This window comes from Actinoplanes sp. NPDC024001 (genome assembly GCF_040638955.1).
Lineage (GTDB): Bacteria > Actinomycetota > Actinomycetes > Mycobacteriales > Micromonosporaceae > Actinoplanes.
The window spans coordinates 26,073-40,764 of record NZ_JBEZZB010000094.1 but is presented as its reverse complement, the minus strand read 5'-3'; the positions used below and the strand labels follow the sequence as shown (position 1 = coordinate 40,764).

Below are 14,692 nucleotides of genomic sequence, written 5' to 3'. Positions count from 1 at the left end.
TGCACCGTTGGAGGCCTTCATCTGTTCACAAGATCCGTTGCCGATCGTCAGATCGAGTGGTCACACTTGCTCGACCAACGTCCCCGGACATCACATCTAGATGGCCATGTCGACGAACCGGGACAGGTGCAGCTGGGCTGCCACCGTCACCGTGTCGGTGGGGCCGTTTCGGTGTTTGGCGACGATGAAGTCGGCCTCGCCGGCGCGCGGGGACTCCTTGTCGTAGTAGTCGTCGCGGTGCAGCAGGATAACGACGTCGGCGTCCTGCTCGATCGATCCACTTTCACGGAGGTCGGAGAGCTGGGGGCGCTTGTCGGTTCGCTGCTCGGGGCCACGGTTCAGCTGACTGACCGCGATCACCGGGCACTCGATCTCCTTGGCCAGCAGTTTCAGGCCACGGGACAGCTCGGAGACCTCCTGCTGACGGCTCTCGGTCTTTTTCGGCGAGGACATCAGCTGGAGATAGTCGATGACCAGCAGGCGCAGGTTGTGGCGCTGCTTGAGGCGCCGGGCCTTGGCCCGGATCTCCATCAGGTTCATGTTGGGTGTGTCGTCGACGAAGATCGGCGCCTGGCTGATCTCGCCCATCCGGCGGGCCAGTTTCGTCCAGTCGTCGTCGGAGAGCTGGCCGGATCGGAGGGTGTGCAGCGGCACCCGCGCTTCGGCGGAGAGCAACCGCATGACCATCTCGATCTTGCTCATTTCGAGCGAGAAGATGGCGCTCGCGCAACCGCTCTGGATGGCCGCGTTGCGGGCGAAGTCCATGCTCACCGTCGACTTACCGAGACCGGGGCGGCCGGCCACGATGATCAGCTGGCCGGCGTGCAGGCCGTTGAGCAGGCGGTCGAGGTCGACGAAGCCGGTAGGCACACCGGTCATCACGCCGCCGGCGGCGCCGACCGCCTCGATCTCGTCGAGGGTCGGCTGGAGCATGTCGCCGAGGGCGGCGAAGTCCTCGCTGACCCGTTTCTCGGTGACGTCGTAGATCGCCTGCTGGGCCAGGTCGACGATGTCGTCGACGTCACGGCCGCCGTTGCCGCCGGTGCCGTAACCCAGCTGGACGATCTTCGTGCCGGCCTCGACGAGGCGTCGCAGGATGGCCCGCTCGGAGACGATCCGCGCGTAGTAGGAGGCGTTGGCGGCGGTGGGGACGCTCTCGATGAGCGTGTGCAGGTAGGGCACGCCGCCGATGCGCTGCAGGTCACCGGTGTCGGCGAGCGCGGCGGCGACGGTCAGCGCGTCGGCGGGCTCGCCGCGACCGTAGAGGTCGAGGATGGTGTCGAAGATCGTGGCGTGCACCGGCCGGTAGAAGTCGGTGGTCTTGAGGATCTCGACCACATCGGCGATCGCGTCCTTGGAGAGCAGCATGCCGCCGAGCACGCCCTGCTCAGCCGCGACGTCCTGCGGCGGGGCCTTGTCGAAGCCCCCACCGCCACCGCCACCACCGTTACCGCCACCGCCGCCTGGGCCCTTGCGGGGCTCCTGCGACGGCGGCCGGGACTCCGGTCGCGCGTCATCGGTGATCGACACCCCGGACTCCCTCCGTCGGCCATGGCCGCCATCACGATCGAACAACTCGGGTACGACACTTTCGGCTGATCCGGGCCCCTGGTTCAGAAGAACTCTCGGATCAAAGTGCGTGTTCGAGGCTGGACCACTGTACGAATCGGGTCGCCACCTGCCCAACTACCGCGGTGGACGAGTCTCGGGACAACCTGTGGACATCTGCCCTCAGCCTGTGCACACCATGTGGACAACTTCTGGGGACAGCGCCCCGGCTACCGCCCTCAGCAGGACTTTTACCGTCCCCACCTGTGGAGGCAGAAAAGGTTCTGGATCAGGGGAAATACCCTCGGGCGTGAGCAAGCCGTCGCGCTGAGGCGTTGCGGTTCCGTCGCGCGCACGTCACCCTTTTCACGTGGACCAACGGGAGTGGGACTACGGCGCCCGCATGTCGCGCGACCGGCGCGCTGCGGAGGCTTGGCCCACCCGGGAGCCGGAGGTCGCCGAGCCGGAGCCGCGATGGGCCTCGCTCGCCGACACCGGCAGCCTGGCGCCCAGTGAGGAGGCGCTGACCTGGCAGCGTCGCGCTGACGCATGGGCTCAGCAGGCCGAGGTCGAGCCCTACAACGGCGGCAGCCAGGCGATCGAGCCGGCCAACCGGTGGTCCGAGGTCGCCTCCACGGGGCGCCCCACGTTCCCGGCCGACGGGGTCGGCTGGCGCACCCAGACCGCCGAGTGGCGGGCCACCGGCGCCCGCTGGCGGCAGACCACCGAGTGGCGTTCCTCGACCGGTTCGCACGTCTGGCGCTCCACCACCGAGGCGTGGCGCAGCCAGGACGAGTTCACCCCGGAGAGGGAAAAGCCGGCGATCACCGGCACCGCCTGGCCGACGCCGGAGACGGACCCCGCCACCAACGACGTCTCCTCCGCGACCCCGTCCTGGCAGCAGCCGTCGAGTCAGACGCCCTCGTGGCAGCAGTCGTCGAGTCAGACTCCCTCGTGGCAGCAACCGTCGGCGCAGACGCCGTCCTGGCAGCAGTCCTCGGCTCCGACGCCCTCCTGGCAGCAGCCGTCGGCGCAGACCCCGCCGGCGCAGATCCCGTCCGCGCAGACCCCGGCGTGGCAGCAGCCGGCGAGCCCGGCTCCGTCCTGGCAGCGCCGCGAGGCCGAGGACGTGCCCTCCTGGCGGCGATCCGAGGATCCGGGCCGGGCCACCCGGCCGGTCGAGCAGACCTGGTCGGAGACCACGACCCCGTCCTGGCAGCAGCCGTCCGCGCCGGCGCCTTCCTGGCAGCGCTCCACCGAGCCGTGGAACCGCGGCGCCGACCAGCAGCCACCCGGTGAGAACACCACCGGCCTGGCCCGCTGGGAGCGCACCGATGCGCCGGGCTGGCAGACCTCCCCGGTGGAGGACGCCCGGCACCTGGTCCGCGAGGACGACCGGGCCGCCTGGCAGCGCGAGTCGAGCTATGCGGAGCGGCCGCCACGGCGCGGCCGGCGCCGCGCGCCGGAGACCGACGCCACCCCCTCCGGGGGCACGGGCTGGTCCACCGAGGCCGACTCCGGGGACAACTGGGCCCGGCACACCGACACCGGCAACATCCAGCTCTACGCCGACCCACCGCAGCCCACCTGGGGCGCGCGGGCCGAGGGCTACGAGCAGCCAGGCGGGCGACGCAGCCGCCGGGACGAGACATCCCGGCGCGGCACAACCCGGATTCCGTACGGGGAACCGACCAGTGCCGTCCCCTCGGCGTACCCCGGAAGCCCCGCCGAGACGCCGCCCCCGTCCCCGGACGCCGGCTCCCCGGACCGTTCCCGGCCCCGGCGCGGACGCCCGGCCCGCTACAACGCGAACGCCTCCGACTGGCGCGAGGACACCGCGTCGTGGGAGGCGGAACCCGACACCAGCAACTGGACCCGCGACCCGGACACCGGCCAGTGGAGCCGCGCCGAGGACGACCCGCGCGTGCTGGCCTGGCGCGCCGAGGCCGCCCGCCGCGAGGCGATGAAGGAGGACGGCGAGGAGAGCGCCCCGCCGCGCCGTGGCCGGCGTCCCGACCCGCCGAGCGGTGGCGTGCCCGGTGGCCCGCTGCCGGCGAGCGGTGTTCCCGGTGGGTCCGCCGCGGAGGCTGCCTGGCCGGCCAGCGGCAGCCCGTCCGACGCCCGCATCGGCGTCCCGAGCACCCGGCCGCGCAGCTCCATGCCCGGCAGCACACCGTGGAGCGGGGCTGCGGCGCCGAGCGTTCCGGGCGCCTTCGATCAGGAGCGGGGCCGTCGGCACCGGGACGAGAGCTACGGCGCCGCCGAGCCGCCCACCGGTGGTGGCGGCCGCCGCCGTGCCCCCGATCAGCCCGCCCCGGAGCCCTGGCAGCCCACCGCTGACCTGCGGCCGAGCCGTCAGTCGCGGCGGCAGAACGCCGAGCCCGAGGAGTACCCGACGGAGAGCTGGCGGCAGGGTCCCCTGCCGCCGCGCCAGGGTTTCGGCACGCCGCGCGAGTTGCCGCCCGGCGGACGCGAGGGATACCCGCCTCGTGAGCTGCCGCCAGGCGGACCGTCGTGGGGCGCTCAGGAGCCCCGTCAGCCGTCCGGCGGCCCGTCCTGGGCGGAGCCCTCCCGGGAGACGTCGTGGGGCGATCAGGAGCGCCGTCAGCCCTATCCGCCCCGGCAGCAGCTGCCCTCCGGCGACCCGTCGACGTCCTGGGGCGAGCAGGGTGGTCGCCCGCCGTACCGTGATCAGGGCCCGCCCCGGGGAGTTCCCGCCGGTGAGCCGTCCTGGGCCGAGCAGGAGCCCCGTCGGCCGAACGGTGCCGCTCGCGCGCTGCCGGCCGGCGGCTCGCAGTGGCCCGACACCGGCCGCCAGCCCTACCCGCCTCGGGAACTGCCCGCGGGCGCTCCGTCGTGGGCTCAGCCGGAACCGGAACCCCGCCGGACCGGCTTCGGATCCCTGCGTGAGCTGCCCGCCGGCGGTTCGGCCCGGCCGGAGCCGCCGCGCGAGCCCGCCGGTCCCTCCTGGCAGGAGCCGCGCCGGCCCCAGGCATGGTCGGAGCAGCAGCCCTACGGTGGGCAGGGCGCCACCCAGTGGCCTGACCCGCTCAGCCAGCCGCGCCGGGCCAGTGCGCCCGCCTACGGCGCGACCGAGAGCCCGAACGGGTACGACGACCGCGACGATCCGCCTGCCGGGGCTGGCTACGGCCAGGCCCGCGGGGCGACCGACTGGCTGAGCACCGAACGCGCCGCCCGCCGCGGCGCCCAGTATCGCGACGGCGCCGGGCAGGACGGTGAGACCGACTGGCGCCAGGAGCTTTCCCGGGACAGCGCCCTAGCCGAGGGTGAGTCCCGCCGTTACGACACGTCGGACTTTCCGCCCTTTCGGCCAAGCGGCTCAGCAACCGTGGCCGGACCGTCGAACCTGGCGCTGAGTGCCACCTCGGTCATCTCCCGCGTGCCGGAGGCCCCGGCTGACGCGCCGGAGGAAGAGGACACCTCCTGGCCGCCGCGCCGCACGACCGGCGCTTTCCAGGGCACCGGCTCCTACGAGCGGCGCCCGGTGGGCAGCGGGCTGGTCGCCGGCCGCGGCACCGACCTTCTCGACCCCGACGACGACGAAGAGGACGAGCAGTCCACCGGCGGTCCGCTGGCCGCGGTCGGTTACACCGTCGTCTGGTACGGCGTGCCCGTCATCCTCTTCGTCGCGGGCATGTTCCTGCTGAACAGCGGGCAGCGCACCCACGCCCTGGACACGCTGGCCGACGCCGCGCCCGAGTTCGGTGTCTCGCTGGCGCTGAGCATGCTGGTCGCCCTCTGCCTGCGCTGGGCCACCAGCGCCTGGAAGTCGGCCAGCGTGGGTCTGGCGGCCGCGGTGGTGGGTGGTGGGCTGGCGACCGTGCTGAGTTCCGCCATCACCGGCAACAGCCTCAGCTAACCGGCATCCGCCCAGCTCCGGGCGCCGCGACAACGCGCGGCGGCGCTGGGTAATGCGCAACGGCGCGCCAGGAAGACCTGGCGCGCCGTTGTGGTGTGGCTTTGTTACTTGGCGGCGACCACGTTCACCGGGAACGTGGCGGTCACCTCGGGGTGCAGCTTGACCTGAACGTTGTACGAGCCCGTGGTCTTGATGTGACCGGGGAGCTCGAGACGACGACGGTCCAGCGCCGGGCCGCCGGCGGCCTTGACCGCGTCGACGATCTCGGCCGGGGTGATCGAGCCGAACAGGCGGCCGCCGTTGCCGGAACGCGCCGACAGCGTGACCTTGAGGCCGGCGAGCTGGCCCTTGACCTCGTTGGCCTGACCCAGGTCACGGATCTCGCGAGCCTCGCGGGCCCGCTTGATGACCACGACCTGCTTCTCGGCGCCCTTGGTCCACTGGATCGCGAAGCCCTGCGGGAGCAGGTAGTTACGGCCGTAGCCGTTCTTCACCTCGACGATGTCGCCGGGGGTGCCGAGGCCCGACACTTCCTGCGTGAGGATGATCTTCATCTCGGTGCCCCCTCTCAGCGCGCCGTAGCCGTGTACGGCAGGAGCGCCATCTCGCGGGCGTTCTTGACCGCGCGGGCGATCTGCCGCTGCTGCTGGGAGGTCACACCGGTGACGCGGCGGGCACGGATCTTGCCGCGGTCGGAGATGAACTTCCGCAGGAGCGCGGTGTCCTTGTAGTCGATGTAGGTGATCCCGTCCTTGTCGAGCGGGTTCACCTTCTTCTTCGGCTTGCGAAGCGCCGCAGCCTTAGCCATTGCTCTTAACTCCTGAACTCAAGAAAGCCCGAAGGGCTTAGAAGGGAGGCTCGTCGTCGAACGAGGAGTTGCCGCCGCCACCGCCGGAGCGGTTGCCGCTGGAGGCCGGTGCAGCCGAGGCCCAGGGGTCGTCGTCGAAGCCGCCGCTGTTGCCGCCGCCCCGGTTGCCGCCGCCACTGAACTGCCGGTTGCCGCCACCACCGGAGGCGCCGAAGCCACCCCCTCCGCCGCCGGAGCGGCTCATCTTCTGCACCTTCGCCGTGGCGTAGCGCAGGGACGGGCCGATCTCGTCGACCTCGAGCTCGATGACGGTGCGCTTCTCTCCCTCTTTGGTCTCGTAAGACCGCTGGCGCAGCCGGCCCTGCACGATCACCCGAGCGCCGCGCTGCAGCGACTCGGCGACATGCTCGGCGGCGTCACGCCAGATGTTGCACGCGAGGAAGAGTGGCTCGCCGTCTTTCCACTCGCCGGACTGACGGTCCAAGGTCCGCGGCGTGGAAGCGATGCGGAAATTGGCAACCGCGGCACCCGACGGGGTGAAGCGCAGCACGGGGTCATCGGTCAGGTTGCCGATGACCGTGATGGTGGTTTCTCCTGCCATGAAACTTCTCCTCGCCGCTTCAGTCGTAGAGGCAAAGGGTCTCAGGACCCTCTGACAAAAACGCCTCAGCGGGTCTCGGGACGGATGACCTTGGTACGCAGGATGGACTCGTTGAGCCGGAGCTGACGGTCCAGCTCGGCCACGGCCTCGGGCGTCGCCTGCAGGTCGACGACCGCGTAGATGCCCTCAGCCTTCTTGTTGATCTCGAACGAGAGCCGGCGACGGCCCCAGACGTCGAGCTTCTCCACCGAGCCACCCGCGGTCCTGATCACGTTCAGGTACTGATCGAGCGACGGGGCCACGGTGCGCTCCTCGAGCGAAGGGTCGAGGATCACCATGAGTTCGTAATGACGCAAGACGTTCTCACCTCCTGTGGGCTATGCGGCCACGGTCTCTCCGTGGCAGGAGGTCTTGTGTCGAACGCAGAAGAAAGCCGTGGACAGTGCCCATGAAGAGCGAAGGCGCCCACGGCGAACACACTGCGAACCGAGCCAGCATACCCAGGTCGGGCGCTGGGCCCAAAAACGACGACCCCGTCCGGGGACGAGGTCGTCGGGAGAAGAGCCGCGGGGCGTCCGGTCCGATTCGTTGGGTGGGACCTGGGGAGGAACGACCACACCGATGAGGTTGGACGCGTCCGCCCCGCGGAGCCTTCACGCAGGAGCTTACGCGATGTTTGTACGAGATGCACGTTGCGACACGATTGCCCGAATCGCGGCGGTTGAGACGCCAAGGACGCAGATCAGGGCGGTCAGGCCGAGCAGGCCGATCGGGCGGCCCTCCCGGATCGGCCCGACCGCGGCGATCGGCTCGGCGAGCGTGCCGCCGGCCGAGGCGACGGCCGGCGGGATCGGGGTACCCTCGGCGGTCGGCTCCACCGCCTGGGCGCTGGGCGCCGCGGGAACGGAGGCGGCGGCGGGGGAAGCCGTCGTCACGGGCAGGAGCGTCCGCCGGTCACCCGGGGGCATGCCTGCGAACGCCGGCTCGCCGATTCCCCCCGTACCCCGCACGGTTTTGATCTTGAGGCGCGGGCTGGCGCCGCCCTGCGGCATAGCCTGCGTCGCATCGGTCGCGGCCCGCGTCGTGGAAGCCGGCCGGGACTCGGCCGCCCGCCGGGTGGACTGCGTGGTGGCGCGCGCCGGGCGCTGCGCCGGAGAGACCGAGTCGGGCAGCGCCGAGCCGGCCCGCGACCCCGCCGGCGACCCGGAACCGGCCGGCTTCGACATCATCGTGGAGGCGCTCCCACCACCCGGGGCGGGCATCGGATCCGGCTTCGCGGACGGGTCCGGCGAAGCCGCCGTGACCAGCACCGGCACCGCGTCACCGCCGTCCGCGCAGTCCGGCGTCAGCAGCACCGACGTGGTGCCGCGCCGGAACACGACCTCGGCCGAACCGTTGTCCGGAACGGTGCCCTTCGGCGTGCCGCCGAGCCGGAGCCGGGCGTCGTGACCGGTCCGGTTGAGCACCGTGACCACGGTCTCGGCCGGGACGGTCAGGGACTCCACGTTCGGGCGGGACTCGCAGGCGAGACCGAGCACGCCGCCGTCGAAACTCACCCGGCGGCCGCCCTCGTCGATCTGCTCGGCGCTCGCCGTCCCGTTCGTGAGCAGCGGCGCGCCGAAGATCAACCCGCTCAGCATCAGCGCCGCCACCCGGTATCGGAACTGCCGCGACATGCACCATCCCCTAGTCCTCCGCCGGTCACGCCGGCGTCCGTCAAGCGTGGTCGGCGAGGCCCGTGGCAGGTGATCTCCACCCTCGTGAATGCCTCGCCGGAAGAGGTAACGAGGAGCGGCGGAGCACGGTGACGCGCGGGGAAAGCGTCGTACCCGCGTCGTAGGCTCGTCCCATGCGCATCGGAGCCCATGTCGATTCCGCCGACCCGCTCGCCGAGGCCGCAGCCCGCGGCGCGGAGGCGGTGCAGTTCTTCCTCACCGACCCACAGGGGTACAAGTCGCCCAAACCGCGCGAGGACGCCGAGCGGCTGCGGGCGTCCGAGGTGGACATCTACATCCACGCGCCATACATCATCAATGTCGCGACGCTCAACAACCGCATCCGCATTCCGAGCCGCAAGCTGCTGATGGCGCACGCCAAGGCGGCCGCCGAGCTCGGCGCGAAAGGCCTCATCGTGCACGGCGGGCACGTCGGCGCGGGCGCCGACCTCGCCGCCGGCTTCGCAAATTGGAAAAAAGCCTTTGAGTACGCGGAGAGCGACGGCGGTCTGCCCCTGCCGGTGCTGATCGAGAACACGGCGGGCGGCGACAACGCGTGTGCCCGGCGGTTCGACGCGCTGGCCCGGCTCTGGGAGGCGGTGGGGCCCTACGGCGCCGGGTTCTGCCTGGACACGTGCCACGCCTTCGCCGGCGGCGAGGACCTGGTCGGCGTCGTCGACCGGGTCAAGTCGATCACCGGGCGGATCGACCTGATTCATGCCAATGATTCCAAGGGTGCGTTCGACTCCGGCCAGGACCGGCACGACAACCTCGGGAATGGGAAGATCGACCCGGAGTTGGTGGTCGCCGCGATCCGAGCCTCCGGAGCTCCGGCCATTGTGGAGACCCCCGGCGGCGTGGAAGGCCAGACCGCCGACATCGCCCTTCTGCGGGAGCGGGCGGGCAGCTGACGTGAGCGGCACGGGAGGGCCATGACCGAGCAGCCGAAACCGATCTCGCCCGCGGTGGGTGCGGGGGAGGACGGGTCTAGCTCGCCTGCGCCGGCGACTGGGGTTCCGGGTCGTCAGGGGGGCAGGTCGCCCGGCGCGGTCGATGAGGCTGCGGGTGGTGGTGTTGCCGTGCAGCGCGGCGCCACCGATGGTGGCGGGGTGGCTGGTCTGGCGGGTGCCGCCGGTGAGGCTGGTGGTGGCTCCGCGGGGGCGGCTGATCCGGTGGGGGGCGGTGAGGCGGGCGCGAGTGCCTCTGCGACGTCGGGCGGTCCTGCGGCAGGGCCTGGTGTGACAGGGGCGAGTGCGGCGGAAGCGGGCGGCAAGGTCGGCTCGGGTGGCGAGGCGTCAGGTGGCATGGCTGGCCCCGGAGGCCAAACCCAGAGCGGCAAGGCCGGCTCGGGTGACCAGACGCAGAGCGGCAAGGCCGGCTCGGGCGACCAGACGCAGAGCGGCATCGCTCGCCTCGGCGGCCAAACGCCGGGCGGCATGGCAAACTCCGGCAGCCAAATGGCGGGCGGCATAGTCGGCTCCGGCGGCCAAACCCAGGACCGCATGGCCAGGTCTGGCAGTCAGACGGCGGGCGGCATGGCTGGTTCCGGCGGACGGGGCCTGGGTGGCAAGACAGGCTTATCTGAGCAGGCGATCGCCGCGAGGTTAAGCGCGGCTGCCGCCGGCGGGGCGGCTGATGGCGGTCGGGCTGATAATCCCGCGGGTGACGGCGGGAAGGCCGCGAGCGAGACCGGCTCGTCCAAGCCGCGGCGGTGGTTGGGGATCTTCGGCGGGAGGCGTGCCTCGCGTCCTCGTGAAGCCGGCACTGATCAGACGGCCGGTGCGAAAGCGGACCCGGGCGCGAGGACCGGTAAGGGCGAGACAGGCCCGGAAGCGGCGGGCGCACGAGCAGCAAGCATGGCGGCCGCAGGCGCGGGAACAGCAGGCACGGCTGCGGCGAGCGTAGCCACGGCGGCACCAGGCGCAGGAGCAGCAAGCGCTGCGGCCGCAGGCGCAGGGACAGCAGGCGCAGGAGCAGCAAGCGCGGGAACGGCAGGCGCCACGACGACGGAGCCGGCGGCGGCAGGCGCGGCGGGTGAGGTTCCACAGCAGACGGCTGGTGGGGGCAAGGGGTCCGCGAAGGCTGTTCCGCGGCAGCGGAAAAAGCTGCCCAACACCCGGCCGGCTGGCGCGCCGCCGGATCCGTGGACTGCGTTCGCGGCGATTCCGGAGCAACCGCCTGGGCGTTTCCGGCGGGCGACGCGGGTGGTGCGCCGGTCGCTCGTTCACGAGTATGCGCTGGTCATCTATGCCGGGTCGCTGCTCGCGGTACTGATGACCTGGCCGACGCTCCGCTATCCGCTGCACACGCTTCCGCAGGACCTCGCCGACCCCGCCCGGCAGGCTTGGCAGGTCGCGTGGGCCGGGCACATCCTCGTCACCGATCCGATCCGGCTGTGGCACTCCAACGCCTACTACCCGGTGGCGCTGAGCTTCGGCTTCGGCGACAGCCTGCTGGGTTATGCCCCGTTCGCCATGATCGGCGACGGACCGACGGCTGCGGTGCTGCGGTACAATATCCTCTTCGTCGCCGCCCACGCCCTGCTGGCGATCGGCGCCTACGCCCTGGTGCGCCAGCTCGGCGCCCGGCCGATCGGGGCCGCCGTGGCGGGGGTCGCGTTCGCCTACGCGCCGTGGCGGCTGGCCCAGGAGGGGCACCTCGACGTCATCTCGGCGGGTGGCATCCCCCTCGCCCTGGCCATGCTGGCCCGGGGCCACGGCTGGTCGATGCGCTACGGGTTCCGGCCGGAACGCCGGCACGTCGGCTGGGCCGCCGCGGGCTGGGCAGTCGCGACCTGGCAGATCAGTCTCGGGTTCTCCCTCGGCATGCCGTTCGCCTATGTGCTGGCGATGATCCTGCTCGTTCTGCTGGTGGCCTCGGTCATCCACGGCACCCGGCACAACGGCAAGACCTCCCTGCACCGCTTCCTGCGCGGCAAGCATGATTCGCTGCTGGGCTGGCGGCTCGTGGCGACGGACACCCTCGGCGCTTCGATCTTCGCCGGGGTCGGGCTGCTGATCGCGGTGCCCTACGCGCTGGTTCCGGACGTGGGAGCACGGCTGGAGGAGATCCGCTTCTTCTCGCCACCGCTGCGCGGCCTGCTGATCGGCCCGGCGGAGTCGCGCGTCTGGGGCGCCTCGCACGTCGTTCCGCGGTCCACCCTCGGCTGGGCGGCCGAGATGTCCCTGCTGCCGGGCTTCGTGCTGTACGCGCTGGCTCTGGCCGGTCTCGTCTTCTCGATCTGGCGGCTGCGGCACCGGATCCTGCTGTTCCTGGGTCTGACCGTCGCGGTGGTGCTCACCCTCGGCACCAACTTCTTCGGCGGGCGCTGGACCTATCTGCCGCTGCTCGGCAGCTTCCCCGCCTCGTTCGACCTGCGTATCCCCGGCCGGATGATGCTCTGGGTGACGCTGATCCTGGCCATACTGGCGGCCGGTGCGGTCGACGACTTCGTCCGCCGTGCCGAGCACCTGGCGGCTCAGCGTGTGCCACCGTGGCCCGGCCCGTGGATGCGCACGGCCATGCTCACCCCGCTCGTCCTGGTGGGGCTGGAAGGCTGGAACGCTACCGCGCACCCGGTCGTGCCCGCACAGCCGGCCGCGATGCGGACGGTCACCGGCCCGATGCTGGTGCTGCCGACCGCCGAGATCTCCGATCAGATGGTGCAGCTCTGGTCCACGTCCCGGTTCGAGTCGATGGCCAACGGTGGCGGCACCTTCGCCGGTGCCCGGCAGAACGAGTTGCGGACCCGGGTCGCCACGTTCCCGGACGCGGCGAGCATCCAATACCTGCGGTCGATCGGGATCTCCACGGTGCTGCTGCTGCGTGACGAGGTGGCGGGCACCCAGTGGGAACGCGCCCGCGACCTGCCGGTGGAGACGCTCGGCATCGAGCGGCAGGACCTGCCGGACGCGGTGGTGTTCAAGCTGAGCCGCGCGGCTACGGCCGAGCCACCGTCGAACGGCCCGGGGACTAACCCGAGCCAGCAACCGTCCCCGGGAACGAGCCTGGGCCCGCCCGGGACAAACCCCGGCCAGCAGCCCGCGCCCGGAATCAACCCCGGCCAACAGCCGCCTGCGCCCGGAACGAACCCGGGCCAGCAGCAGCCCCTGCCCGGCGGAACCACGCCAGGCCAGCCGACGCTCGGCACCACCACCCCGGGGCTGGGCCAGCAGCCGCCGACCCCGACCACACCGGGAGTGGTCCAGGCGGCGGGCTGACACCTCCGAAAACCCGGCCCCGGGCGGCCCTCGGACCTGCGGCGCCGCAGATCCGGACCCGGTCAGCCACGCTGGACTGCGGCGCTGCGGACCCGAATCCGGTCGGCCATGTGGGCCGGCCGGTCAGCCAAGGCGGCAGGTTGTGCCGTCTCAGCGCAGCAGGCAGGTGACTCAGCCCTTGACGACCCCTCCGGGCGCCGCGACGGCGCCGGGCGGTGGGTCGGAGGGCGCCTCGACCGGGGCCTCCTTGGACCGCCCGACACCGAAGGCCCGGCGCAAACCGCTCACCCACCCGACATCGGGACCGTCGAGCGGCCCCGCATCCGGGTCGACCCCGTCGTAGGACTGCCGCACCACATCCAGCTCCGGCCGCCAGATCTCCCGGATCACCAGCCCGCACAGCACCGCCACCGTGACGAACCGCGCCGTCGAGGCCAGCACGAACGTGCCCTCCGGGATGACCGTCTTGCCGCCCGCGCCGATCAGCTCGGCGTAGAAGGCCGCCAGATAACCCACCTCGGCGATCGTCCACGCGATGATCGCCCCCCACTTGGGCCGGGCCAGCACGATCAACGGCAGCAGCCAGAGCACGTACTGCTGCGACCACACCTTGCTGAAGAGCAGGAACGCAGCGACCACCAGGAACGCCAGCTGCGACAGCCGAGGCCGGCGCGGCGCGAGAAGACCGAGCAGCAGGATCGCCAGGCAGGCAACGCCGAACAACGCGTACGAAAGATTGTTGAGCGTCGGAATGTTGTTGCTCAGCCACTGGAACGGCCCCTGGTCGCCACCCGCCCCGGTGTTCCACTTCCCGTCCAGATACCGCCCGATGTACCAGAACGTGCCCCAGTCGATCGGCCGCTCCGAGTTGAGCCGGAAGAACCGCAGCCAGCTCTCGTGATGCCAGTAGAAGACCGGGAAGTTCACCGCCGCCCAGGTGATCGCGGTCGCCAGGAACGAGCTGATCCATGGCCGCAGCCGCCCGGTGCGCAGGGCCAGAACCAGGATCGGCCCGAGGATGAAGACCGGCCACAGTTTCGCGGCGGCGCCCAGCCCGAAGAAGATGCCCGCCCACACCGGCTTCCGCTTGACCCACACGTAGAGGCCGATCGCGGCGAGCCCGATCGCCAGGAAGTCCCAGTTGACGGTGGCGGTGAACAGCACGATCGGCGACAGCGCGAAGATCGCCGCATCCCACGGCCGGCGGCGCCGCAGGGCGAGGATGACCGCCACGGTGGCGATCGCGAAGAGCGAGAGCACCAGCGCGTTGGCGTTGTAGAACCAGGTGCCCTGGTTGATGTCGGGGTGGCTCTCGCCGTACGAGTGCACCGGCAACCCGAGCGCGCCCATGAAGTATCCGGTGACCACCGGGTATTCGACCGGGTGGTCAACGTAGGGCACCTTGCCCTCGTTGATGCCCTCGGCGTAATAGAGCGCCAGCACGTCGGTGTAGCAGTACCGCGTGTACTGGAAGTTCTTCTGCCAGTTCCCGTCCATGCAGGGTGACTTCTGCACCCAGGAGAGCGCCAGCACCAGGCACGTCATCGCCAGCACGATCCGCGGCACGGTCCAGAACCGGCCGGGCCGTTTCTCCGGCGGCACGGCGTGCGAGCCGAGCGGTCCACCGATGAACTGGGACAGCCCCCGCACGAATCCGTCCGAGGTCGCTCTCGAGACGTCAGGCCGGTCGGTGGACGGTTGCACGCTCATGACTTGGCATCATGCCGCATCCGGCGCTCCGATCGGGGACTGGCCGCGCTACCACACCGATCTTCACAGGACAGTGAAAAGAAACGGCGGGGGGCCCCCCCGGCGGGGTGGGGGGGCCCCGGCGCGGGGGCCCGCGGGACGGGCGCGGGGGCGTTTGGGGGGTTGGGTTTAGCCCCCCCCGGGTTGTCGGGGGGCGCCAGGGGTGGTGAG

Annotated in this window: 10 protein-coding genes; 3 read left to right on the top strand and 7 right to left on the bottom strand. The window is 71.5% G+C overall.

All coding sequences use genetic code 11. The features are described from left to right. Positions 1-96 precede the first annotated feature (96 nt). On the bottom strand, positions 97-1,530 hold the full coding sequence (dnaB, locus tag AB0F81_RS31285; protein ID WP_360203024.1) for a replicative DNA helicase: 1,434 nt from the start codon (positions 1,528-1,530) through the stop codon (positions 97-99). A 388-nt stretch (positions 1,531-1,918) separates the two neighbouring features. Between dnaB and AB0F81_RS31280 the strand changes: the two genes are divergently transcribed. Next, entirely contained in the window at positions 1,919-5,428 is a 3,510-nt protein-coding gene (locus tag AB0F81_RS31280; protein ID WP_360203022.1) for a hypothetical protein, read from the top strand. Positions 5,429-5,532: 104 nt separating this feature from the next. Here the strand turns inward: AB0F81_RS31280 and rplI are convergent, their stop codons facing one another. From rplI to AB0F81_RS31255, 5 genes are all read right to left on the bottom strand, one after another. Then, positions 5,533-5,982 carry a 50S ribosomal protein L9 gene (gene rplI, locus AB0F81_RS31275; protein WP_360203021.1) on the bottom strand — a complete coding sequence of 150 codons (450 nt, stop codon included), beginning with the start codon at positions 5,980-5,982 and terminating at the stop codon, positions 5,533-5,535. Positions 5,983-5,996: 14 nt separating this feature from the next. After that, complete coding sequence (rpsR, locus tag AB0F81_RS31270; protein WP_007073789.1) at positions 5,997-6,236, bottom strand: 30S ribosomal protein S18; 240 nt, start codon at positions 6,234-6,236, stop codon at positions 5,997-5,999. Positions 6,237-6,273: 37 nt separating this feature from the next. Beyond that, positions 6,274-6,837 carry a single-stranded DNA-binding protein gene (locus tag AB0F81_RS31265; protein ID WP_360203017.1) on the bottom strand — a complete coding sequence of 188 codons (564 nt, stop codon included), beginning with the start codon at positions 6,835-6,837 and terminating at the stop codon, positions 6,274-6,276. 65 nt (positions 6,838-6,902) lie between these two features. Continuing rightward, positions 6,903-7,193 carry a 30S ribosomal protein S6 gene (gene rpsF, locus AB0F81_RS31260; RefSeq protein ID WP_014448192.1) on the bottom strand — a complete coding sequence of 97 codons (291 nt, stop codon included), beginning with the start codon at positions 7,191-7,193 and terminating at the stop codon, positions 6,903-6,905. Between the two features lie 309 nt (positions 7,194-7,502). Then, entirely contained in the window at positions 7,503-8,513 is a 1,011-nt protein-coding gene (locus AB0F81_RS31255; protein WP_360203015.1) for a hypothetical protein, read from the bottom strand. A gap of 173 nt (positions 8,514-8,686) precedes the next feature. On the opposite strand from AB0F81_RS31255, the gene AB0F81_RS31250 reads away from it, so the two are divergent. Together AB0F81_RS31250 and AB0F81_RS31245 are read left to right on the top strand one after the other, a co-directional pair. After that, a complete protein-coding gene (locus AB0F81_RS31250) occupies positions 8,687-9,463 on the top strand; it encodes a deoxyribonuclease IV (protein WP_360203014.1) in 777 nt (258 codons plus the stop codon). Positions 9,464-10,756: 1,293 nt separating this feature from the next. Further along, positions 10,757-12,772, top strand: coding sequence for a hypothetical protein (locus AB0F81_RS31245; protein WP_360203012.1), 2,016 nt, complete (start codon positions 10,757-10,759; stop codon positions 12,770-12,772). A gap of 171 nt (positions 12,773-12,943) precedes the next feature. On the opposite strand, the gene AB0F81_RS31240 is transcribed toward AB0F81_RS31245, so the two are convergent. Next, positions 12,944-14,482, bottom strand: coding sequence for a glycosyltransferase 87 family protein (locus AB0F81_RS31240; RefSeq protein WP_360203011.1), 1,539 nt, complete (start codon positions 14,480-14,482; stop codon positions 12,944-12,946). Between the last annotated feature and the right edge of the window lie 210 nt (positions 14,483-14,692).